At 66.4% G+C, this 20,629-nt stretch carries 18 protein-coding genes, 2 tRNA genes and 1 pseudogene; 4 read left to right on the forward strand and 17 right to left on the reverse strand.

What is annotated here, in order from left to right; all coding sequences use genetic code 11:
• Positions 1–41: 41 nt before the first annotated feature.
• From AB2M62_RS01100 to AB2M62_RS01110, 3 genes are read right to left on the reverse strand one after another with little or no spacing between them, the layout of a single operon-like run.
• Positions 42–1,286, reverse strand: a complete 1,245-nt coding sequence (locus AB2M62_RS01100) for a cytochrome P450 (protein WP_404337073.1) — start codon at positions 1,284–1,286, stop codon at positions 42–44.
• 59 nt (positions 1,287–1,345) lie between these two features.
• Positions 1,346–2,566, reverse strand: a complete 1,221-nt coding sequence (locus AB2M62_RS01105) for an ABC transporter permease (protein WP_404337075.1) — start codon at positions 2,564–2,566, stop codon at positions 1,346–1,348.
• Positions 2,563–3,480, reverse strand: a complete 918-nt coding sequence (locus tag AB2M62_RS01110) for an ABC transporter ATP-binding protein (protein ID WP_404337077.1) — start codon at positions 3,478–3,480, stop codon at positions 2,563–2,565. The genes AB2M62_RS01105 and AB2M62_RS01110 overlap by 4 nt, the downstream gene beginning before the upstream one ends.
• A 38-nt stretch (positions 3,481–3,518) precedes the next feature.
• On the opposite strand from AB2M62_RS01110, the gene queG reads away from it, so the two are divergent.
• Positions 3,519–4,565, forward strand: coding sequence for a tRNA epoxyqueuosine(34) reductase QueG (gene queG / locus AB2M62_RS01115; protein ID WP_404337078.1), 1,047 nt, complete (start codon positions 3,519–3,521; stop codon positions 4,563–4,565).
• 3 nt (positions 4,566–4,568) lie between these two features.
• Here the strand turns inward: queG and AB2M62_RS01120 are convergent, their stop codons facing one another.
• The 3 genes from AB2M62_RS01120 to AB2M62_RS01130 are packed head-to-tail and all read right to left on the reverse strand — an operon-like array spanning position 4,569 to position 6,525.
• A complete protein-coding gene (locus tag AB2M62_RS01120) occupies positions 4,569–5,414 on the reverse strand; it encodes a hydroxypyruvate isomerase family protein (protein ID WP_404337080.1) in 846 nt (281 codons plus the stop codon).
• Positions 5,415–5,455: 41 nt separating this feature from the next.
• Positions 5,456–5,836, reverse strand: coding sequence for a hypothetical protein (locus AB2M62_RS01125; RefSeq protein ID WP_404337081.1), 381 nt, complete (start codon positions 5,834–5,836; stop codon positions 5,456–5,458).
• Positions 5,833–6,525, reverse strand: a complete 693-nt coding sequence (locus AB2M62_RS01130; protein WP_404337083.1) for an EI24 domain-containing protein — start codon at positions 6,523–6,525, stop codon at positions 5,833–5,835. The genes AB2M62_RS01125 and AB2M62_RS01130 overlap by 4 nt, the downstream gene beginning before the upstream one ends.
• Positions 6,526–6,582: 57 nt before the next feature.
• On the opposite strand from AB2M62_RS01130, the gene AB2M62_RS01135 reads away from it, so the two are divergent.
• Positions 6,583–7,581, forward strand: coding sequence for an adenosine kinase (locus tag AB2M62_RS01135; RefSeq protein WP_404337085.1), 999 nt, complete (start codon positions 6,583–6,585; stop codon positions 7,579–7,581).
• A gap of 82 nt (positions 7,582–7,663) precedes the next feature.
• Here AB2M62_RS01135 and AB2M62_RS01140 read toward each other — a convergent pair.
• From AB2M62_RS01140 to AB2M62_RS01160, 5 genes and pseudogenes are all read right to left on the reverse strand, one after another.
• Positions 7,664–9,191 (reverse strand): annotated as a pseudogene (locus AB2M62_RS01140) (amino acid permease).
• Positions 9,192–9,291: 100 nt separating this feature from the next.
• On the reverse strand, positions 9,292–9,669 hold the full coding sequence (locus tag AB2M62_RS01145) for a histidine triad nucleotide-binding protein (protein ID WP_404337087.1): 378 nt from the start codon (positions 9,667–9,669) through the stop codon (positions 9,292–9,294).
• Positions 9,670–9,726: 57 nt separating this feature from the next.
• The gene (locus tag AB2M62_RS01150; RefSeq protein WP_404337089.1) at positions 9,727–9,951 is read right to left on the reverse strand and encodes a hypothetical protein; all 225 of its coding nucleotides are present in this window, start codon (positions 9,949–9,951) and stop codon (positions 9,727–9,729) included.
• Between the two features lie 116 nt (positions 9,952–10,067).
• Entirely contained in the window at positions 10,068–10,820 is a 753-nt protein-coding gene (gene rlmB, locus AB2M62_RS01155) for a 23S rRNA (guanosine(2251)-2'-O)-methyltransferase RlmB (protein ID WP_404337090.1), read from the reverse strand.
• Complete coding sequence (locus tag AB2M62_RS01160) at positions 10,820–12,427, reverse strand: M20/M25/M40 family metallo-hydrolase (protein WP_404337092.1); 1,608 nt, start codon at positions 12,425–12,427, stop codon at positions 10,820–10,822. Before AB2M62_RS01160 ends, rlmB begins: the two co-directional genes overlap by 1 nt.
• 125 nt (positions 12,428–12,552) lie before the next feature.
• Between AB2M62_RS01160 and AB2M62_RS01165 the strand changes: the two genes are divergently transcribed.
• Positions 12,553–12,639 (forward strand) — tRNA-Tyr (locus AB2M62_RS01165).
• Positions 12,640–12,680: 41 nt separating this feature from the next.
• Positions 12,681–12,757: transfer RNA gene (locus AB2M62_RS01170), tRNA-Arg, on the forward strand.
• 30 nt (positions 12,758–12,787) lie between these two features.
• On the opposite strand, the gene AB2M62_RS01175 is transcribed toward AB2M62_RS01170, so the two are convergent.
• The 6 genes from AB2M62_RS01175 to AB2M62_RS01200 all read right to left on the reverse strand — a co-directional run bounded on the left by AB2M62_RS01175 (position 12,788) and on the right by AB2M62_RS01200 (position 20,430).
• Complete coding sequence (locus AB2M62_RS01175) at positions 12,788–14,164, reverse strand: L-serine ammonia-lyase (RefSeq protein ID WP_404337093.1); 1,377 nt, start codon at positions 14,162–14,164, stop codon at positions 12,788–12,790.
• A 75-nt stretch (positions 14,165–14,239) separates the two neighbouring features.
• Positions 14,240–15,232: a family 43 glycosylhydrolase gene (locus tag AB2M62_RS01180; protein ID WP_404337095.1), complete on the reverse strand. Its 993-nt coding sequence runs from the start codon at positions 15,230–15,232 to the stop codon at positions 14,240–14,242.
• The gene (locus AB2M62_RS01185; RefSeq protein WP_404337097.1) at positions 15,229–16,260 is read right to left on the reverse strand and encodes a glycosyl hydrolase family 43; all 1,032 of its coding nucleotides are present in this window, start codon (positions 16,258–16,260) and stop codon (positions 15,229–15,231) included. Before AB2M62_RS01185 ends, AB2M62_RS01180 begins: the two co-directional genes overlap by 4 nt.
• A 57-nt stretch (positions 16,261–16,317) precedes the next feature.
• Positions 16,318–17,460 (reverse strand): cellulase family glycosylhydrolase, encoded by a 1,143-nt coding sequence (locus tag AB2M62_RS01190; protein ID WP_404337099.1) that lies wholly within the window; start codon positions 17,458–17,460, stop codon positions 16,318–16,320.
• 23 nt (positions 17,461–17,483) lie between these two features.
• Positions 17,484–18,668 carry an aldose epimerase family protein gene (locus AB2M62_RS01195; protein WP_404337100.1) on the reverse strand — a complete coding sequence of 395 codons (1,185 nt, stop codon included), beginning with the start codon at positions 18,666–18,668 and terminating at the stop codon, positions 17,484–17,486.
• A 40-nt stretch (positions 18,669–18,708) separates the two neighbouring features.
• On the reverse strand, positions 18,709–20,430 hold the full coding sequence (locus AB2M62_RS01200) for an IlvD/Edd family dehydratase (protein WP_404339743.1): 1,722 nt from the start codon (positions 20,428–20,430) through the stop codon (positions 18,709–18,711).
• Positions 20,431–20,629: the final 199 nt, after the last annotated feature.

The following is a 20,629-nucleotide window of genomic DNA, read 5'->3' on the forward strand; positions in this document are numbered from 1 at the left end:
GCGTTTAGCAGCGTCGGCCAATTGTGCAAGTGCGAAGGGGCTTAGTAGCGGCTGAGCGCCACCGGCATCTTCTTGTACCCATGGACGAAACAGGCGGCGACGCGCTCCGGCTCGCCGGTGACGTTCACCCGCAGCCGGCGCTTCGCCATCTCTTCGATCAGCACGCCGACCTGCAATTCGGCGAGCCGCGCGCCGACGCAGCGATGGATGCCATGGCCAAAGGCGAGATGCCGCCGGGCGTTCTCGCGATCGACGATGATCCGGTCGGCATGGGGAAAGATACTCTCGTCGCGATTGGCCGAAAGATACCAGAGCGCGAGCTTGTCGCCGGCCTTGATGTGCTGACCCTCGAGCTCGCTATCCTGCGTCGCGGTGCGGCGCATGTGCGCGAGTGGGGTCTGCCAGCGGATGATCTCCTGGGTGGCATTGGCGATCAGCCCGGGATCGGCCTCGAGCTTGGCGCGCTCGTCGGGGAATTGCTCGAGTCCCCAGGCAAAGGCGCTCATCGTATTGCGTGTCGTGTCGTTGCCGCCGACGATCAGCAGGATGAGGTTTCCGAGGAACTCATATTGGTCCATCTGCGCCATCGCGTCCGAATGGATCATCATCGAGATCAGGTCAGGCGTGGGCTCCTTGCCGAGCTTGGCCTGCCAGAGCTTGCCGAAATAGGCGGCGCATTCGAACAGGACGGTGCGGCGCTGCTCCTTGCGGGCGGGATCCTTGAACACTTCGATATCGCCGGCCCAATCGGACCAGTAGGTGAGCAGGCGGCGTTCCTCCCAGGGAAAGTCGAACAGGATCGCCAGCATCTGGGTGGTGAGCTCGATCGAGACCCGATCAACCCAGTCGAACGTCTCGCCGACCGGGAGCGTATCGAGCAGCTCGGCAGTGCGCGCGCGGATATCGGCGGACATGCGGACCATCTCGCTGGGCGTGAAGGCGGGCGCGACGGTGCGGCGCTGGCCGGTATGTTTGGGCCGGTCCATCGCGATGAACATCGGCATCTTGATGTCGCCTTCCTGGAGATCGGCGATGGTGATGCCGCCGGCTTGCGACGAATAGAGATCGGGAAGCGATTCGATCTGAACGATCGGCTTGTAGGTCGAGACCGACCAGAAGGGGCCGAAGGCGGTGTCCGCATGATAATGGACCGGGGCCGTTTCGCGCAGGGTGCGGAAGGGCGCGTGCCAGAGATCGTCGCGATAGAGTTCGGGTCGGCTGACGTCGAGCGGATCGGCGCGCAGGTCGGCGGCACGCGACTCGGGCGTGGATGCAAGCGTGGCCATGGCTTCCTCTCCTCTTTCGAGGGAGGAGACTGCTAACTGACAGTTATGTCAATAGTTCTTCAGGCGGTCGCTGCCGCCCGCTTGCGGCGCAGCTTGGGGCTGCCCGATTTGAGTACGCCTCGGCGGAACAGGCGCGCCGCGATCGTCACGGTGATCGCTACCCACAGCACTTGCCAGACGAGCGCGAGCGCGTGCGGCCAGAGCGTAGGCGAATTGGCGGCGTGGGCCGCCATCGCCAGCGGCGAGCTGAACGGGAAGATCTCCGCGGCGGTGGCGAGCCAGGTGCCGGGATTGCCCGCCGCATAGGAAGCGGCGCCGAGCATGCCGAACTGGAAGATCGTGATCGGCAGCGACAGCAGCTGGATCTCGCGCTGAGTTGACGCAAGCGCGCCGATCGCGAGGAACACCGCGCTCTGCAGCATATAGGCCATGGCGAAATAGAGGACAAAGAGCAGCGGGAAGATCGGGCCGACCGCAGTGCCGAGATTGCCGAGCGCGTCGCTAAAGCCTTCGGGCACGAATTTGGGCAGGTTGGCGAGCAAGGTTCCCCAAAAGGCGACGAACAACAGCGCCGATCCGAAGGCGCCGAGCAGCTTGCCGAAGAACACGCTCTCCAGCGGGACCGCGGCGGCAAGCACTTCGATCACCTTGTTCGAACGCTCCTCGGCCATCGCGCCGACTGCCTGGCCCGACAGCATCAGCGTCAGGAAGAAGATCGCGAGTGCGGCAAAATAGGCGGCCTGGCCGCGTCCGCCCGAATTCACCTCGGTGCGCCCGACCACGGTGACCTGGGGCCTGCTGAGGCTGACCGTGCCGCCGGACTTGCGCACCCGCGCGGCCTGCTCGGCGACTTCGGCGAGGTAATTGGCGTCGGTGCGCGCCGCGGCACGGCGCAGGATGTGCGGACGATCGAGCGGCCCGTAGAGCACGGCGCCGACATCGATATCGTCGCGCCCGAGCAGCGCGCGCGCCTGGGTTTCGAGATCGGCGCCCGCGGTCTCTACCTGGAGCGGCGGGCGTACGGTCGGAGACTGAAAGACCCGGCGCAATTGCTGATCGACCTGGCGAAGCAGCTGGACCTGTTCGGCAGGCGCGATCGCGACGATCCGCTCCTTGGCCTCGCCGCTCTTGGTCGCGCCGGAGGCGGTCAGGCCGCCCACAGTTGCGAAGCCGATCATCAGCAACGGGCTGAGCAGGAAGAGCAGGAAGGTCGGCGTCGCGACGGTGGCGGTGAAGTCGCGGCGCGCGATGGTCAGCGCCTGGCGGAAGATGCGGGTCATGCGGCCTGCTCCAATGCTTCGGCGCCGACGATCTTGACGAACGCGTCGTGCAGGCTCGGCCGTTCGATCGACAGCCCCGAAATGCCGTGCCCGGCGTCGATCAGTCGGACGAGCAGCGCTTCGATCCCCTCGTCGGGGATGGTGAACCGCCAGCTGCCATTGTCGCGCTCGGCATCGGCCGGAAGCAGCCGGGCGGCACCCTCGGCATCGTTATGCGGCGTATAGTGCGCCTTGAGTGGCAGCAGCGCGCGGGCGTCGCCAACGGTGCCCTCGAAGCGGACCTTGCCGCCGGCGATGATCGAGAGGCGGTCGCACAGCCGCTCGGCATGCGCCATGACATGGGTGGAGAACAGGATCGTCGCGCCGCGATCGCGCTGGGCGCGGATCAGCTTCTCCAGCCGCTCCTGGTTGACCGGGTCGAGGCCGGAAAAGGGTTCGTCAAGGACGAGCAGTTCGGGCTCATGGACTACCGAGCCCAATAGCTGGACGAGCTGGGCCATGCCCTTGGAGAGCTTGCGGATCTTGTCGTCGGCGGCGTGGCCGAGCCCGGCGGCCTCGAGCAATTCCACAGCGCGCTTGCGGCCCACGCTCCACGGCAGGCCGCGCAGCGCGCCCATGAAGGCGATCGCCTCGCGGCACTTCATGTTGGGATAGAGGCCGCGTTCCTCGGGGAGATAGCCGACGCGGTCGCTCGCCTCGCGCGGGCAGTCGGTGCCAAGCAGCATGCGTTCGCCCTCTTCGGGCTCGATAATGCCGAGCAACATGCGCAAGGTGGTGGTCTTGCCGGCGCCATTGGGGCCGAGCACGCCGTAGATCAGGCCCTTGGAGACGGCGATGTCCACCCCGTCGACCGCGCGCCGATCCCCGAAGCGCTTGACGAGGCCGGTGGCGCTTACCGCCAGATTGCTGCTCAAATGCTGCCTCCCTTGCCGATCCGTGGTAGCGGGTGCGCGTGCAGCCCGGCAAGCTAGAAGCGCAACTCAAGACGAAGGCAGCGGAAATCGGTTTCGCCGCGTGCGGAATCGCGCGCGCCGATGCGGCACCGAAGACGGCGGAGCGGCTCCGCCAATGGCTGGCCGAAGGTCGGCACGGATCGATGATCTGGATGGAAGAGCGCGCACATCACCGCGAGCGCCCCGCCGGGCTGTGGCCCGAGGTGCGCTCGGTGATCTCGCTGGGGATGAGCTATGCCCCTGCCACCGATCCGCTGGCGCTGGCCAATGCAGGCGAGATCGGCCGCATCTCGGTCTATGCGCAGGGCGGAGACTATCACGATGTCATCAAACGGCGGCTCAAGGAACTGGCGCGCTGGCTGGTCGGCGCGGCGCCGGGGGCGGACGTCAAGGTGTTCGTCGACACCGCGCCGGTGATGGAAAAGCCGCTCGCCGAGGCAGCGGGCCTCGGCTGGCAGGGCAAGCACACCAATCTGGTCAGCCGCGAACATGGCAGCTGGCTGTTCCTTGGCGCGATCTACACGACACTCGAGCTGGCGCCCGATGCCGCCGCGCCCAGCACCTGCGGCAGCTGCGACGCCTGCCAGACGGCATGCCCGACCAACGCCTTTCCTGCCCCCTATCGGCTCGATGCGCGGCGCTGCATCTCGTATCTGACCATCGAGCATAAGGGGCCGATCCCGCACGAATTCCGCGAAGGCATCGGCAACCGCATCTATGGCTGCGACGATTGCCTGGCAGTGTGCCCCTGGAACAAGTTCGCCGCCTCGGCACGGGCCAATTTGGCCTTCGCGCCGCGCGCCGAGCTGACTGCGCCGGCGCTGGCGGACCTGCTCGCGCTCGACGATGCCGGGTTTCGCGAGGTCTTTGCCGGATCGCCGATCAAGCGGATCGGGCGCGACCGGATGGTGCGCAACTGCCTGATCGCGGCGGGCAACAGCGGCAGCGCGGCGCTGCTCGGGCCGGTGCGCGCGCTGCTCGACGATCCCGACGACGCAGTGCGCGATGCGGCCGCCTGGGCGATCGCGCGCTTGCCCGCGGGGTGACGCTCAGACGGTGCAGATCCGCACGGCCTGTTCCAGCGCGGGCAGCGGATCGCCGGTCGGCACGAACTCATGGGCGAGATAGCCCTGAAATCCCTTGTCGGCGATGGCGCGGCATACGGCGCGCCAATTGACTTCCTGGCTCTCGTCCAGCTCGTGGCGGCCGGGCACGCCGCCGGTGTGAAAATGGCCGATCCACTGGAGGTTCTTCTGGATCGTATCGATCAGATCGCCGTCCATGATCTGCATATGATAGATGTCATAGAGCAGCTTCACGTGCGGCGAGTTGACCGCCTGCATCACCTGCACGCCCCAGGCGGCGTGATCGGCCATGTAATCGGGATGGTCGCGTTTGCTGTTGAGCAATTCCAGGCAGATCGTGACGCCGTGATCCTCGGCGATCGGCTTGAGCCGGTTGAGCCCGGCTATGGTATTGGCTGCGCCTTCCGCATCCGAAAGGCCGCGGCGATTGCCCGAAAAGGCGATGACGTTGGGCACCCCCGATTTGGCGGCCTGGGGGATGCCGATGCGGAACGCCTGCTCCATCGCGGCATGGTTTTCGCGCCGATTGAGCCCGTTGGGGATAGTCATCGCCTCGGCGGCATAGCCCATCGTGCAAACCAGGCCGTGGCGGCGCGGCACGTCATAGTCGGCGGGCTGGAGCAGATCGATGCCCTGCAGCCCGATCTTCGCGGCAAAGGCGCACAGGTCGTCGAGCGGGATCTTCTGATAGCACCAGCGGCTGGCCGATTGCCGCAGCCGGCCGGGCGACGCTGCCACCACGGAAGAGGGGAGACCTGCCGTCGCCGCCAGGGCGAGGGAGGAGCCGATGACCTGTCGCCGTGTGACCATGGCGTTCCTTTTAGCCGGCGCCGGACCGCACGCAAGCGCGCCTATTGCCGCCGTGTCAGCGCTGCGACGCAGCTCGCCGGGTCGATCGGGCTGCCGTCGCGCTGGCGGGTGTCGAGCCAGGTGACGGTGGGTTCGCCGCGGCCGCTGGAGGGCGGATAGAGATAGGCGTCGAGCACGCAGATCGGGCCCATGAACTGCAGCTTGCGCGCGCTACCCTCGGACATGTCGAGCGCCGGCGTGCCGAACTGCGCGACGAGGCGCGGCGCGGTCTGGCCCTTGATCGCGGCGATGTTCGGCGGCGGCGGCGGTGCGTTGCTCGGCACCGGGATGTGGCCGGCGCTGGCCGGGCGCGCGGGAATGATGTCGCCGCCGCACGCAGAGAGACCCAGCGCGAGCGTGGGCGCCAACAGCCAGACCCTCATGCCGACCTCCCGCGGTGAAACATATGGGTGGCCATCGCGGCGCCGAGCACCGGCGCGACCAAGTTGAGCACGGGGACGAGTAGCATCCCGGTGCCCGCCGCGCCCAAGGTGAAACGCCGCGGGCGAGTGATGCGTCGCCAGGCCGCGAGATCGGTGGCCGGCATGTGCCGCGCGGCGACCATGTCGCCGAGATCGCGACCGAGCAGCCAGGAATTGACGAGGAAAAACAGCAACGCGGTACCCACTCCGGTGATCAAGAGCATCAGATAGACAGGCGAGAGCAATAGGTTGATCCCGATCGCGCGCATCCCCGAACCGAGGCCCATTGCGACGGACCGGGCGAGGGGCACGGCGCGCGCCTGGGCATGGGCCGCGGGATAGTGGCGCAGCTCGACTGCGGCGACGACATCATCGGCAAAGACGCCGACCACCGCGACTGCGATCGCGCGGAACAGCAGCCACCACGCAAGGATCAACAGCGCGACCGTGACGATGCTGGCAAACACGCCGCCGCGATCGGCGGTGCCCAGCCAATGCGCTGCCGACTCGGCCAGCCAGTCGAGCACGAACCACATGCCGACGCCCAAAGCCGCAAAGAGCAGCAGCGTGACGAGCAGCGACTTGACCAGGACGCCAAGGATCGGGCGGTCGGTCAATTGGCCGAGCGACAGGATGAAGGCCTGAATCATTGCGCAACTCTTTGCAGGACCGTAGGGCGTCGGCGCAACCTCCATCGGAGCAACGACTTGACCAGCCCCACTTATGACGTGGTCGCGATCGGCAATGCCATCGTCGACATCCTTGCCCAGGCCGAAGACAGCTTCATCGAGGAGATCGGCGTCGCCAAGGGATCGATGCAGCTGATGTTCTCGCCCGAAGAGGCCGACGCGCTTTACGCCAAGATGGGCCCGGGCCGCGAAGTTTCGGGCGGTTCGGCAAGCAACACCGTAGCGGGCATCGCCGCGCTCGGTGGCAAGACCGCCTTTATCGGCCAGGTCGCGGACGACCAGCTCGGCGCGGTCTTCGCGCACGACCTGCGCGCCGCCGGCGTCTCGTTCGATACCGCCGTCCGCCCCGGCCAGCCGACCACCGCGCGCTGCCTGATCTTCGTGACGCCCGACGGCCAGCGCACGATGAACACGTTCCTCGGCGCCTCGCAGTTCCTGCCGGAGGCCGCGCTCGACGAAAAGGTGATCGCCGACGGCGCGATCCTCTATCTCGAAGGCTATCTGTGGGACCCTGAAGAGCCGCGCGCCGCGATGCGCAAGGCGATCGAGATCGCGCGTGCCAATGGCCGCAAGGTCGCGTTCACGCTTTCGGACGTGTTCTGCATCTCGCGCCACGGCGATGATTTTCGCAAGCTGATTGCCGACGGGCTGATCGACATCCTGTTCGCCAACGAAAGCGAACTGCTCGCTTTGTGCGCGCATGAGAGTTTCGAGGCGGCGGTCGAGCATATCCACGGCAAGGTGCCGCTTCTCGTCGTCACGCGCAGTGAAAAGGGCGCGATGGCGCTTCAGGGTAGCGAGCGGGTCGAAGTCGGCGCAGAGCCGATCGACAAGCTGGTCGACACGACCGGCGCCGGCGACATGTTCGCCGCCGGTTTCCTGTTCGGCCAGGCGCAGGGCAAGGGGCTGGAGGAATTGCTTCGCCTCGGCGCGATCTGTGCGGCAGAGATCATCCAGCATTACGGCGCCCGCGCCGAAGTGGACCTCAAGAAGCTCGCCGCCGAGCGGCTGGGATAGTCGTAGATCCTCCCGGCGTTGGAGGGACAATAAAAATGGGGCCGGGAGATCGCTCTCCCGGCCCCATTTTTGTTCACCGACCTCAGCGGGTGCCAGGCACCGGCGGGTCTAGATCTTCATAGGCTTCGGGCTCGTGGACCTCGTCCCGACCGAGGCCGACATGGCTGCGCGAGCGGCTATAGGCGAAATAGACGATCAGGCCGACCACTGCCCAGCCGACGAACAGCAGGATCGTCTCCTTGGACAGGCTGAAGAACAGATAGACGCAGCCGATGATCGCCAGCGGCGCGGTGATAGCGATCGCCGGGGTGCGGAACGGCCGCTTGCGCGACGGATCGGTGCGGCGCAGCACCAGCACTGCGATCGATACGGCCGCGAAGGCGAACAGCGTTCCCGAATTCGACACGTCGGCGAGCAGGCCGACCGGGAAGAAGGCGGCGAACAGCGTGACGAAGACGCCGGTCAGCAGCGTGATGATGTGCGGCGTGTGGAACTTCGGATGCACGCGCGAGAAGAACTCGGGCAGCAGTCCGTCGCGGCTCATCACGAAGAAGATGCGGGTCTGGCCGAACATCATCATCAGGATGACCGAGGGAAGCGCAATGATCGCCGCGGCGCCAACCAGCCAGCCGATGAACGGATAGCCGACCTGCTTGAGCGTCCAGGCGAGCGCCTCCTTCGAGCAGACCACGGCGTTCTCGTGGATCGCCTGGCAGGCCGCCGACAGACCCGGCGTGCCGGGCGAAAGATGCTGGCCGCCCGCGCCGAACATCGGCTGCGCGCCGACCGTACCGATCACGCCGGCTGCGACGAGCAGGTAGAAGATGGTGCAGACGGCAAGGCTGCCGATCAGCCCGATCGGCATGTTGCGCTGCGGATTCTTCGGTTTCCTCCGCCGCCGTCGAGACCGCGTCGAAGCCGACATAGGCGAAGAAGATCGAAGCGGCGGCGCCCGAGATGCCGGCGAAGCCGAGCGGCGCGAAGGGCGTGAACTGGCCGGTCTTGATCACCGGGATGGTCAGGATCACGAACAGCGCCAGCGCGAGGATCTTGACGCCGACCAGCACGGCGTTGACGGTCGCGCTCTCCTTGGTGCCCTTGATCAGCAGCGCAGTCACCAGCGCGGCGATCACCATCGCCGGCAGGTTGATCAAGCCGCCGTCGAACGGCCCGCGGACCAGGTCGAGCGGCACGGTGATGTGAAAACTCGAGTTGAGCCAGCCGATGAAATAGCCCGACCAGCCGACCGACACCGCGCCCGCGGCGATCGCATATTCGAGGATCAGCGCCCAGCCGACCATCCAGGCGACGAGCTCGCCCATCACTGCATAGCTATAGGTGTAAGCCGAGCCCGAGACGGGCACCATCGCCGCCATTTCGGCGTAGCACAGCGCAGCGACGGCGCAGACAACGCCGGCGATGATGAAGGACAGCATCATGCCCGGGCCTGCCTTCTGCGCCGCCTCTGCGGTCAGCACGAAGATGCCTGTGCCGATGACGGCGCCGATGCCCAGCATGGTCAGCTGGAAGGCGCCGAGCGAGCGGTGCAGCGATTTTTTCTCCGCTGTCGCCAAAATGGCATCGAGTGACTTTACGCGCCCGAATATCATTACATAGTCCCCTTTGCGGCGCGCGCGGCACCGCCCCCAATAGTGAAAGGCCGCGAGCCTAGCCGCAAAACCGGGGGGTGCAATCCCCTTGTGGCGCGGCTCAGCGCACGAGCATCGGCCCGAGCGGCTTGCCGGCGAAGATGTGGACGTGGAGGTGCGGCACTTCCTGCCCCGATTGCTGGCCGATATTGGCGAGCAGGCGATAGCCCTCGGCCACCATCCCCGCGTTGCGCGCGACCGTCCCAACCGCGCGGACGAAGCCGGCAATCTCGGCATCGGGCGCATGTGCGGAAAAGTCGTCCCAGCTGACATAGGCGCCCTTGGGGATCACCAGGATGTGTTGGGGCGCCTGCGGATTGACGTCGTGAAAAGCGAGCGCGTGCTCGTCCTCGTAGACTGTCTTCGACGGAATCTCGCCGCGCAGGATCTTGGCGAAGATGTTGTCGGGATCATAGGGCAGGGTGGCGTCGATCGGCATCGCGAAACTCCTTCGATGCCTCTCCAATAGCAAAGCGTGGCGACGCGCAAAGCGGCGTTAGCGGGTCAAGCTGGAAAGCTCGGCGTGACTGATGCCATATTGCGCGCAGATATGATCGCGGAGCTGCTGCTTGGCGGCCTCCATCTCGGCATAAGCGGCATCTTCGGCCGCTTCGGCCTCGGCGTTGATCGCGTGCGCCGTGGGCACAAGCTCGCCCCATGCGATCTTGTGACGTGCCGCCGCGTCCCGCACCGTGGCAACCAAGTGTTTTGCGCGTTCCATCGGACCTCCGATCGAGGCAACGCATGTCGGCAGACAGAGTTCAGGCGCGGCGACCGCGTGACCTGGCGACCAGCGTGGCGGCAGGCAAGGGCGCGGCTGAACCGCGCCCGCCCGGTTCAGCCGCGCGTTGCTATCGCGTAGAGCGCGATCGCCGCGGCGTTGGAGATGTTGAGGCTCTCGACCTTGTCCGAGATCGGCAGCTTGGCGAGCTGATCGCAATGCGTCTCGGTGTTCTGGCGCATGCCCTCGCCTTCGGCGCCGAGCACCAGCGCGATGCGCGCCTCGCCGATCATCTCGCCCAGAGTGCCCTCGGCATGGCCGGTGAGGCCGATCCGCCAGAAGCCGGCTTCGGCGATTTCCTCGAGTGCGCGGGCGAGATTGACCACGCGGACCCAGGGAACGGTCTCGAGCGTGCCCGAGGCGGCGCGGGCGAGCGACCCCGATTCGGGCGGCGCGTGGCGATCCTGGGTGATGATGCCGAGCGCGTCGAACGCCGCCGCCGAGCGCAGCACCGCGCCGACGTTGTGCGGATCGGTGACCTGATCGAGGATCACCAGCGGCCTCCGATCGCCTTCCTCCTTGGCCTGGGCGAGCAGATCGCCAAGCCAAATGTCTTCCAGCGGTTCGACTTCGGCGACGAGCCCCTGATGCGGCGCGTCGCCCGGGACCAGCCGGCCGAGATCGGCGACGTCGGCAAAGGTGATCGGGATCGTCGAGGGGATGTCGAGCCCGGCAAGCGCCTCGCGCGTCCCCCAGATCTTGCGCACGGTGCGCTCCGGATTGGCGAGCGCAGCGAGCACGGCGTGGCGCCCGTAGAAGCGGGGCCGCGAAGCCGGAGCCTTGCTCGGGCGGTGTCCTTTGCGGGCCATCAGTCGAGATCGCTCGGATCGGGATAGGCGAACGGATTGGTGACGTTCGGCTCGGTCGGGAAGGGCATGCGCGCCAGCGGCTTGTCGGCATTGGCGGCGTTGAGCAGGAAGGCGGCGAGGACGATCGCGCCCTGGCGCATGTCTTCGGCCTTCAAATGGTCGAAGGTGTCGACATTGGTGTGGTGGAGCCGGCTGCCGTAATCGAGCGGATCCTGGATGAACTGGAAGGCGGGCAGGCCGATCGCCGAGAAGAAGACATGATCGGTGCCGCCGGTCTTGCGGATCGCCACGGTGTTCGCGCCCATCGCGTTGAACGGCGCGAACCATTCGCGGAAAGTGGGGACTACGGCGAGATTGTTCTCGGCATAGATGCCGCGGACCTTGCCCGAGCCGTTGTCGAGATTGAAATAGCCGGCCATCTGCGCATAGCCGGGCTTCTGGACGATCGGCCAGCGATTGGCCCAGCCATAGAAGCGCGCGAGGCCGGTGGGCGCGGGGCCCTTGGCCTGGCGCGAGGCGATGTGTTGCTCGACATAGGCAAGCGAGCCGAGCAGGCCCTGCTCTTCGCCGGCCCAGAGCGCGAAGCGGATCGTGCGCTTGGGCTTGACGCCCATCTTGGCGAGGATGCGTGCGGCCTCCATGATCATTGCGGTGCCCGCACCGTTATCGGCAGCGCCGTCGGCTGCGGCCCAGCTGTCGAGATGCGCGCCGGCCATGACATAGGCGCCCGAGGGATCGCTGCCCGGAATGTCGGCGATCACATTATACGCCTTGGTATCGGCGTCCTCGAAATGGTTGACGCTCTCGAGCTCGACCGTCGGCGCTGCGCCGACCTTGGCGAGGCGGGCGAGGCGGCGATAATCCTCGGCAGCAAATTCGAAGCCGGGGACCGCCTGGGTTTCGCCGACCCCGAACAGATAGCCCGAACCGTGGACAAGCTTTCCGTCCCGCTGGCTCATCGTCACATAGGCGACGGCGCCTTCGGCCTTGAGAAAGGCATCGAGCTTCTTCGAATAATCGAGCCGCTTGATCCGTCGGTCGGACGCCTCGGGATCATATTTGGGCTGCTCATAGGTGTCGAGCTTGGAGAGATCATCCCCGCCCAGCCGCTTGAACGGCGCGTCGCCGGGCTCGTTGCCGTCGTTGGGCAGGGTGATCAGCACGATCTTGCCCGAAAGCTGGCCGTGATAGCGCGCGAAATGGCGCTCCTCGCTGATCGGCGCGACGACGATCGGCGCGGTGATCTTGGCCGTGCCCGGAGTCCAGGCGATCGGCGTGGAGGTCAGCTCGATCGGGCGCGGCGCGATCATCCGAGCGCTCGACCGCTCGCTCCACCAGCCGCGACCGAAGTCAAACCCTTCCTTGTGAACGTTCTTGAGGCCCCAATCGCGGTATTTGGACATCGTCCAGTCCTCGGCGGCGCGCATGCCGGGCGAATTGGTGAGGCGCGCGCCGATCCGATCGGTCAGATATTCGGCGGTGGTCATCACTTCCGAACGGTTGAGACCCTCGTCGACGATGCGCGCGGTTTCGCTGCGGTCGACGGTCTGCGCGGTGAGCGGCGCTGCAAGGATGGCGGCTAGGACGATGGCAGAGATGGCGCGCATAAGGCTCCCGGAGTGATCGATTGGTTGCCAGGGACGCTATGCGCCGCGTGCGTTGCGCGCAAGGCGTTGACACACGCATTCGGCTGCGCCATTGGGCCGCCCTCGCTTCGCAGCGGCGGGCGCCTGGACAGGTGGCCGAGTGGTTAAAGGCAGCAGACTGTAAATCTGCCCGGGTCTCCCGTACGCTGGTTCGAATCCAGCCCTGTCCACCACCGCCGCCGCGGAGCGACCTTCCGGCCTCACGGCTGGATGCGCGCCCGTAGCTCAGCTGGATAGAGCATCAGACTACGAATTTGAGGGTCGGACGTTCGAATTGTTCCGGGCGCGCCATTTCCCTATATCCGTAAGCCGCTGGCGCGGTCAGCAGGCCGGTACATAGACGGCAAGGCCGCCGAGCGAAGTTTCCTTGTAGCTTTCCTTCATGTCGGCGCCGGTGCGGCGCATCGTGTCGATCACCTGGTCGAGCGTGACGTGATGGACGCCGTCGCCGGTGAGGGCGAGGCGGGCGGCGTCTATGGCTTTCACCGCGCCCATTGCATTGCGTTCTATGCAGGGGATCTGGACCAGACCGCCGATCGGGTCGCAGGTTAGACCCAGATTATGCTCCATTCCGATCTCTGCGGCGTTCTCGATCTGGGCATTGCTGCCGCCGAGCACCGCACACAAAGCCCCCGCCGCCATCGAGCAGGCGACGCCGACTTCGCCCTGGCAACCGACCTCCGCCGCCGAGATGCTGGCGTTGCGCTTGTACAGCGCGCCGATCGCCGCCGCGGTGAGCAGATAGGTCGCCCGCCCCTCGGGCGTGCCGCGGTGGAAGCGATCGTAATAGCGCAGCACCGCGGGGATGATCCCGGCAGCGCCGTTGGTCGGCGAGGTCACCACCTTGCCGCCGGCGCTGTTCTCTTCGTTGACCGCGATCGCCCAGAGATTGATCCAGTCGAGCGTCGCCAGCGGATCGGCGGCGAGCCGTTCGGCACGATCGAGCAGCGACGTGCGCAGCTTGGCCGCGCGCCGCCCGATCTTCAATCCGCCGGGAAGCTCGCCGGTCTGGCGCATGCCGCGCTCGATGCAGCTTTCCATTGCGTCGAACAGCCGCGCGATCCCCGCCAGCGTCTCGTCGCGCGGACGCCGTGCATCCTCGTTGGCGAGCGCGATCTCGGCGATGGTCATCCCCTTCGCGGCGGCCATGTCGAGCAGCTCGGCGGCGCTGCGATAGGGGAAGGGCAGCTCGACCGTCTCCGAATCGGGCTGGTTGTTGCGCGCCTGGTCCTCGTCGAGCACGAAACCGCCGCCGATCGAATAATAGGTGCGCGCGAGCAGCAGCGCGCCGTCGTCGCCCAGCGCCTCGAAACGCATGCCGTTGGGGTGGAAAGGCAGCTGCTCCTTACCTCGCCAGAAAATGTCCTCGCGCTCGTCGAACGCAATCTCCTGGGTGCCGCCGAGCAGCATCCGGCCGGTTTCGCGCACCTGCAGGATCAGCGCCGCGGCGGCATCGGGATCGGCGCTCTCGGGATCGATGCCGTGCAGCCCGACGATCGTCGCGGTGTCGGTGGCATGGCCAAAGCCGGTAAGCGCAAGCGAGCCATAGAGGGCGATGGTGACGCGACGGACCTGCGGCAGCAGATCGCGCGCGCCGAGCAGGCCGACGAAGCGGCACGCCGCGGTCATCGGCCCCATGGTATGCGAGCTAGACGGGCCCACCCCGATCTTGAACAATTCGAAAAGGCTGACGGACATGAGCCCCGTCTAGACCCGCGCGCGGAGGATGGCACCCCCGCGCGGCCAGAACGGCGTGTTGCGGCCCCAGCCCTCTCAGCGCGGCGGCGCCAGCATCGTGGCCACGCCCGCCGGTTCGGCGAAGACCGGCGCGCCGTCCTTCCATTCGACCTTCTGGATATGCGGTGCGCGCTTGGCCGTGCAGCCCATGCCGGCGCCGGGATTGGCGTGGTAGACGATCCAGGTCTCGCCCGCCGGCGTGGTGAAGAAGCCATTATGCCCCGGCGCGTAGACGCTGTTCGCCGCCGACTTGGCGATCACCGGATCGGGCGTCTTGGTCCAGGCCCTGGCATCGAGCGGATCGCTGTCCGCGGCGGCGCCGAGCAACCCGATGGCATAATCGTCGGACCAGCAGGCGCTGCCCGAATAGGTGATGTAGAGCCTGCCCTTGGGGCCCTGGAGGAATTCCGGGCCTTCGAGGATCTGGCGGCCGCCCTGGCGCTCCCAGCTGCGATCGGGCCGGGCGATCGTGGTCTCCTTGCCGGTGAGCGTCCAGGGATTGGCCATCGCGACGACGCGCAGCACGCTGTCCGGCCCGTCATAGGCCGAATAGACGAAATAGCGCTTGCCCTTCACCGTGAAGGTGGTGCCGTCGATGCCGGTATTGACGGTCTTGAGCGGGCCGCGGTCGATCCACTTGCCCCGGGTGGGGTCGCGCCCGGCATTTTCCAGCACGAAGATGCCGCGATGCGCGTCGTCGTCATGCCCCGCGGCGGCGGCGGTGTAATAGATATACCATTTGCCACCGATGCGGTGGAGCTCGGGCGCCCAGATCGACTGGGCGTTGGGGCCGGTGGCGAGCGGGGTCCACACGGTGATCTCGGGCGCGTCGGCGAGCTTGGTCAGGTCGGTGGTCTTGCGGATCGCCAGCCTATTTCCTTGCGTGTTCATGTAATAATAGGTCGCGCCGTCGCGGGCGATCCAGGGATCGGGCCCGGAATTGAGCAGCGGATTGTGGAAGCGCTGCGCCATTGCGGGAGCAGCGAAGAGGGTGGCGGCGAGCGCCGCGAGGATGAGGGTGCGCTTCATGGGTTGGGGAAGGCCTTTACGAGAGCGTCATATTGCTGGCGGCTGATGCCGATCATCGATCCGTGGCGCAGCCCGGCGGGCATGGTGTAGCGATCCCAATCGGCGACGCCGCTATTGCCCGAGACCTGATACCAGGGTCCGTGGAGCGTCGGCGCCTTGGACAGGCCGTAGCTCGTCCCGGCATATTGCTCGTAATAGAGCAGCCAGTCGGCGCCGTTCGGTGAACGGATCAGCGTCGGCGCTTCGCGGAAATTGGGGCTGAGCGACGCGCCGGGGAGCGGATAGGGGCCGAGCAGGCTTGCCGCGCAGCTCATCCGGATCGTCTTGCCGGTGGTCCAGTCGTACGATGGATAGCGCTCGTCCTTGAGAATCGCGCAATAGCCGCCGCGATCGTCGGGCTGGATCACCGTGTCGATCGTCGCCATGTCCCAGCTGAACAACCGGCGCGGCTTGTCGGCGAAGGTCTTGAGGTCCTTCGAGAGGACGTAGAGCGTGCGCTGGCTTGCCCAATAGCGTTCGGGATCCTGGGCGTTGCCGTCCTCATTGGGGGTGTGCCAGCTCAGCAGGAACTGGCCCGAGGGCTTATCCCAGAAGAGCTTGGGCGCGCCGATCCGCTGGAGCGTATGCGGGTGGCCGGGAATGTCCTTGAGATCGGGCTGGTAGGTGCCGAAGGGCGTCCAGCGGATCAGGTCGTCCGAAACCCAGAAGCGGATCAGCGGATCGTCGTCGCCCTTGTTGCCGACCAGATAATAGCGCCCGTCGCCGCCGCGCGCGATCGAGGCATGGCCGTGATAATCCTCGGAGACCGGCCGCCCGCCGTTGATCCGGCGCCAGTGCAGCCCGTCGAGGCTGACCGAATAATAGAGGACGCCGTAGCGCTCCTTGGTCATGTGCGCGAACAGATAGGCCTTGGCGGGATCGACATAGGGCGTTTCGGGGCCGCCCGGCGCGACCTGGGCGTGTGCCGCGGGTACGCCAAAGGCCAGCGCCGCGACGAAGGCGAGGCGCAGGGATCGAAGCACGTTCATCTCGCTCTCCAGCTCGGGGAAACTGCGCCGCGGTCTCGCCGCGGCGCAGTTGCGCGATCAGCGCCCGGCGGGGACCACGCCCTTGGGCGACGTCGCCAGCCGCTTGATCAGGTCGACCTCGGCCTGGCGATAGGGCTTGCCGTCATTGTACAGGATCTCGTGGAACCAGATCGTCGGCTCCTCGAAGGTGTAGGGCTTTTTCCAGCTGTCCCACGGCAGGCGCGTCTGCATCTTGCCGTCGACAAAGCCCCAGTTGAACATCGCGATGTTCAGCTTCTTGCCGATCGGCAGGGTGCCGTCGAACGTCGATCCGTTGCCGCGCGCCATATATTCGGTGCACCAGACCGGGCGGCCGTAGCTGAGCATCTGGCTAGCGCGCCGCTCGAACGTCTCGGGCCACGAGTAATCGTGGAAGCTCAGCACGTCCGACTGGGCGATCTGCACCTTCTCGACCGCGTCGAGCTTGCTCTGATCGTCCCAATGGTCGCCAGTCCACACGCCCGAGGTGAGCGGCTGGATCGGATTGGCCGAGCGCGCCGCGGCGAAGAAGCGCGGCAGCAGCAGCGCGACATATTTGTTTTTGTCGGGCGTCGGCTTGTAGTTGCCGCCGCCACCATTGTTGGGCTCGTTCCACACGTCCCAGCCGAGGACGCGATCGTCCTTGGCGAAGGTGGTGACGAGGTCCTTCACATAGGCTTCGAGCTTGCCATATTGCGACGCGTCCTTGAGGCGATCGGCACCCGGCGACTGGACCGAGCCCGAATTATGGACGCCCGGGATCGGCGGATGCTGCGGGCCGGCGACGGGGTTCGGATCCCAGCAGCTGTCGAAGAAGATCCACAGCGTCTTGATCTTGTGCTTGGCCGCGATCGTCATGAATTCGTCCATGCGGCGCTTGAGCCCGGCAGCGTCGGTTTCCCAGAGCAGGTGGTGCAGGTTCACCCGCATCACGTTCATGCCCATCGCCTCGGCCCAGCCGAGCTCGAGGTCGATGCGCTTGGGATCCCAGGTTTCGGCCTGGAACATCTCGAGCTGGTTGATCGCGGTGGCCGGCGTGTAGTTCGCCCCGACCATCCAGGGCTGCTTGGCATACCAGGCATTGGCCTGCGCCTTGGTCCATTGGTCGCGCGCCTGGGCGGGCGACACCGCGGCGGTCATCGCCAGCGCAGTCGCGGCGAGAAGGAAGGTACGGCGGATCATTTCTAAGCTCCCCTTGTTGTGGTTCAGCGCTTCTTCGGCGCCGCGGTTCTGTTCGCACCGGTCTGGCCGGTGGACAGGCGATAGGTCATGACGTTGCGATAGGTCTGGCCGGGATCGAGCCGGGCGCTCGGAAAGCCCTTCTGGTTGGGCGAATTGGGGAAGATCTGCGGCTCCATCACGATCGCATCGCCTTCGCGGTACACGCGGTTGGCCTTGCCGTGGGTGGTGCCGTCGAGGAAATTGCCCGAATAGAATTGCAGGCCCGGCTGGTTCGACCACAGTTCGAAGCCGCGGCCCGAGGCGGGATCATAGACCTTGGCCATCAGATGCTGGTCGCGCGTGACGTCACGGCCGATCACCCAATTGTGATCATAGCCGCGGCCGAACACGATCTGCTGGTCGCGGGCGTCGCGGACGCGGTCGCCCACGGCATGCGGCGTGCGGAAATCGAACACCGTGCCGGCGACGGGCTTGAACTCGCCATAGGGGATCGCGCCGGCGTCGGTCGGCAGATAGGTTTGCGCCGGGATGGTGACGAGATGGCCCATCGCGCCGTTCGACGAACCTTCGCCCGAGAGATTCCAATAGGCATGGTTGGTGATGTTGGCGATCGTCGCGCGATCGGTGGTCGCGACATATTCGATCGTCAGGTTGTTGCGCTCGTCGAGCGAATAGGTCGCATCGACGGTCATCGTGCCGGGATAGCCCTGGTCGCCGTCCGGGCTGACATAGCGCAGCGTCACCGAGGCGGTCGGGCCGTTCTTGACCGAGACGACGTCCCACAGCACCTTGTCGAAGCCGACGGTGCCGCCGTGGAGCGAATTCTTGCCGTCGTTGACCGGGGTCTGGAAGCTCTGGCCGTCGATGCGGAAGCGGCCCGCCTCGAGCCGGTTGGCGAAGCGGCCGACGGTGCCGCCGAAATACTGGCCCTTGGCGAGATAGTCGCCGAGATTGTCATAGCCGAGCGCGACATCGGCCTTGCGGCCGGCGCGATCGGGCATGACCACCGATTGCAGCATCGCGCCATAGGCGACGATAGTGGCGCTGATCCCGCGCGCATTGGCGAGCGTGACCGAGGCGACGGCGCGGCCGTCGGCCAGCTTGCCGAAGCTGCCGCGCTTGGCGGTCGCCGCCGCGGCGGGGTTCGAAAGCGCGATCACCGCGGCGATCGCGCCGATCGCGGTCCCGATCGCTGTCAAAGTCTTCATGGCCTTATTCCTCCCAATTTTCTGTTTTAATGCCAGCTAGTTAGTGGCTGTCGCGCGGCAGCCCCTTGGTCTGCGCGATACGCTGATATTTGACGGCGTTTTCCAGCACCGCGCCGGTATCGAACTGGCCGACCAGGCCGCGATGGATCTCCTGCCACGGCGTCTGGCTCTCGGGCACGTAATCGATTGCCAGCGCGGCGCGGCGCGCGGCGAGCTCGGCTTCGTCGACCAGCATGTTGGCAGTGCGGTTCTTGAGATCGATGCGGATGCGGTCACCGGTGCGGACCAGCGCGAGCCCGCCGCCGACCGCGGCTTCGGGCGCGGCGTTGAGGATCGAAGGCGAACCCGACGTGCCCGATTGGCGCCCGTCGCCCAGGCAGGGCAGGGCATGCACGCCCGCCTGGATCAGCGCCGAGGGCGGCCGCATGTTCACCACTTCGGCGCCGCCGGGATAGCCGACCGGCCCGGCGCCGCGCATGATCAGGATGCTGTTCGAATCGGCGCCCAGCGCGGGATCGTCGATGCGGTGGTGATAATCCTCGGGCCCGTCGAACACGATCGCGGTGCCTTCGAACGCCTCGGGGCTTTCGGGATTGCTGAGGTAGCGGGCGCGGAATTCGTCCGAGATCACGCTGAGCTTCATGACCGCGCTGTCGAACAGATTGCCCGAGAGCACGGTGAGCCCGGCGGCCTTCTTCATCGGCGCGTCGAGCGGGAAGATCACGTCGGCGTCGTGGCTCTCGGCGGTCGCGACATTGTCGGCGACGGTCTTGCCGTTGGCGGTCAGCACGTTGCCGTCGATGAGGCCGGCGCGGAGCAGCTGCCCCATCACCGCGGGGACGCCGCCGGCGCGGTAGAAATCCTCGCCGAGATATTTGCCTGCCGGCTGGAGATTGACCACCAGCGGAATGTCGGCGCCGTGGCTTTCCCAGTCCGCCAAGCTCAGCTCGACGCCGATATGGCGCGCGATCGCGTTCAAATGGATCGGCGCGTTGGTCGACCCGCCGATCGCCGAATTGACGCGGATGGCGTTGAGGAACGCGGCGCGGGTGAGGATGTCGCTGGGCTTGCGGTCGGCGAGGGTCATCTGGACGATCGCCAGGCCCGTGCGATAGGCGTTTTCCTGGCGGTCGCGATACGGGGCGGGGATCGCCGCCGAGCCGGGCAGCGACATGCCGAGCGCCTCGCACAGCGCGTTCATCGTCGTCGCGGTGCCCATCGTGTTGCACCAGCCGGTGGACGGCGCCGACGACGCGACCAGCTCGATAAAGCCCTTATAATCGATCTCGCCCGCGGCGAGCATCTCGCGCGCCTTCCACACGATCGTGCCCGATCCGGTGCGCTCGCCCTTGAACCAGCCGTTGAGCATCGGGCCGACCGACAGCGCGATCGAGGGGAGGTTGACCGTGGCGGCGGCCATCAGGCAGGCCGGGGTGGTCTTGTCGCAGCCGATGGTGAACACGACGCCGTCGATCGGATAGCCATAGATCGTCTCGACCAGGCTCAGATAGGCGAGGTTGCGATCGAGCCCGGCGGTCGGGCGCTTGCCGGTTTCCTGGATCGGATGCGTGGGGAATTCGATCGCGATGCCGCCGGCGTCGCGAATGCCCTCGCGCAGGCGATCGGCGAGGACGAGGTGATGGCGGTTGCAGGGGACGAGGTCGCTGCCGGTCTGGGCGATGCCGATGATCGGGCGGCCCGACTGGATCTCCTCCAGGCTGATGCCGTAGTTGAGATAGCGCTCGACATAGAGCGCGGTCATGTCGGGATTGGCGGGATTGTCAAACCAAGCGCGCGATCTGAAACGCCGGGTTTGCGCATCGGCATTGTCGGTCAAAACGTCATCCCCTCTCGCTGCCAGCGGCTTTTCGCCGCTTGTCCGGGCCTGAATACCCGCACTCCCGGCGAATAGGAAGCATATATATCATACAAATCTTTTGTGACGAGAAAGCCACAGCTTT

The organism is Sphingomonas sp. MMS12-HWE2-04, assembly GCF_044881185.1.
Lineage (GTDB): Bacteria > Pseudomonadota > Alphaproteobacteria > Sphingomonadales > Sphingomonadaceae > Sphingomonas.

What these genes read in the sequence shown, in the direction of transcription:
- AB2M62_RS01100 (WP_404337073.1), bottom strand. Translation starts at nt 1,286, where the DNA reads ATGGCCACGCTTGCATCCACGCCCGAGTCGCGTGCCGCCGACCTGCGC.
- AB2M62_RS01105 (WP_404337075.1), bottom strand. Translation starts at nt 2,566, where the DNA reads ATGACCCGCATCTTCCGCCAGGCGCTGACCATCGCGCGCCGCGACTTC.
- AB2M62_RS01120 (WP_404337080.1), bottom strand. Translation starts at nt 5,414, where the DNA reads ATGGTCACACGGCGACAGGTCATCGGCTCCTCCCTCGCCCTGGCGGCG.
- AB2M62_RS01125 (WP_404337081.1), bottom strand. Translation starts at nt 5,836, where the DNA reads ATGAGGGTCTGGCTGTTGGCGCCCACGCTCGCGCTGGGTCTCTCTGCG.
- AB2M62_RS01130 (WP_404337083.1), bottom strand. Translation starts at nt 6,525, where the DNA reads ATGATTCAGGCCTTCATCCTGTCGCTCGGCCAATTGACCGACCGCCCG.
- AB2M62_RS01145 (WP_404337087.1), bottom strand. Translation starts at nt 9,669, where the DNA reads ATGCCGATCGACGCCACCCTGCCCTATGATCCCGACAACATCTTCGCC.
- AB2M62_RS01150 (WP_404337089.1), bottom strand. Translation starts at nt 9,951, where the DNA reads ATGGAACGCGCAAAACACTTGGTTGCCACGGTGCGGGACGCGGCGGCA.
- rlmB (WP_404337090.1), bottom strand. Translation starts at nt 10,820, where the DNA reads ATGGCCCGCAAAGGACACCGCCCGAGCAAGGCTCCGGCTTCGCGGCCC.
- AB2M62_RS01160 (WP_404337092.1), bottom strand. Translation starts at nt 12,427, where the DNA reads ATGCGCGCCATCTCTGCCATCGTCCTAGCCGCCATCCTTGCAGCGCCG.
- AB2M62_RS01175 (WP_404337093.1), bottom strand. Translation starts at nt 14,164, where the DNA reads ATGTCCGTCAGCCTTTTCGAATTGTTCAAGATCGGGGTGGGCCCGTCT.
- AB2M62_RS01180 (WP_404337095.1), bottom strand. Translation starts at nt 15,232, where the DNA reads ATGAAGCGCACCCTCATCCTCGCGGCGCTCGCCGCCACCCTCTTCGCT.
- AB2M62_RS01185 (WP_404337097.1), bottom strand. Translation starts at nt 16,260, where the DNA reads ATGAACGTGCTTCGATCCCTGCGCCTCGCCTTCGTCGCGGCGCTGGCC.
- AB2M62_RS01190 (WP_404337099.1), bottom strand. Translation starts at nt 17,460, where the DNA reads ATGATCCGCCGTACCTTCCTTCTCGCCGCGACTGCGCTGGCGATGACC.
- AB2M62_RS01195 (WP_404337100.1), bottom strand. Translation starts at nt 18,668, where the DNA reads ATGAAGACTTTGACAGCGATCGGGACCGCGATCGGCGCGATCGCCGCG.
- AB2M62_RS01200 (WP_404339743.1), bottom strand. Translation starts at nt 20,430, where the DNA reads ATGACCGCGCTCTATGTCGAGCGCTATCTCAACTACGGCATCAGCCTG.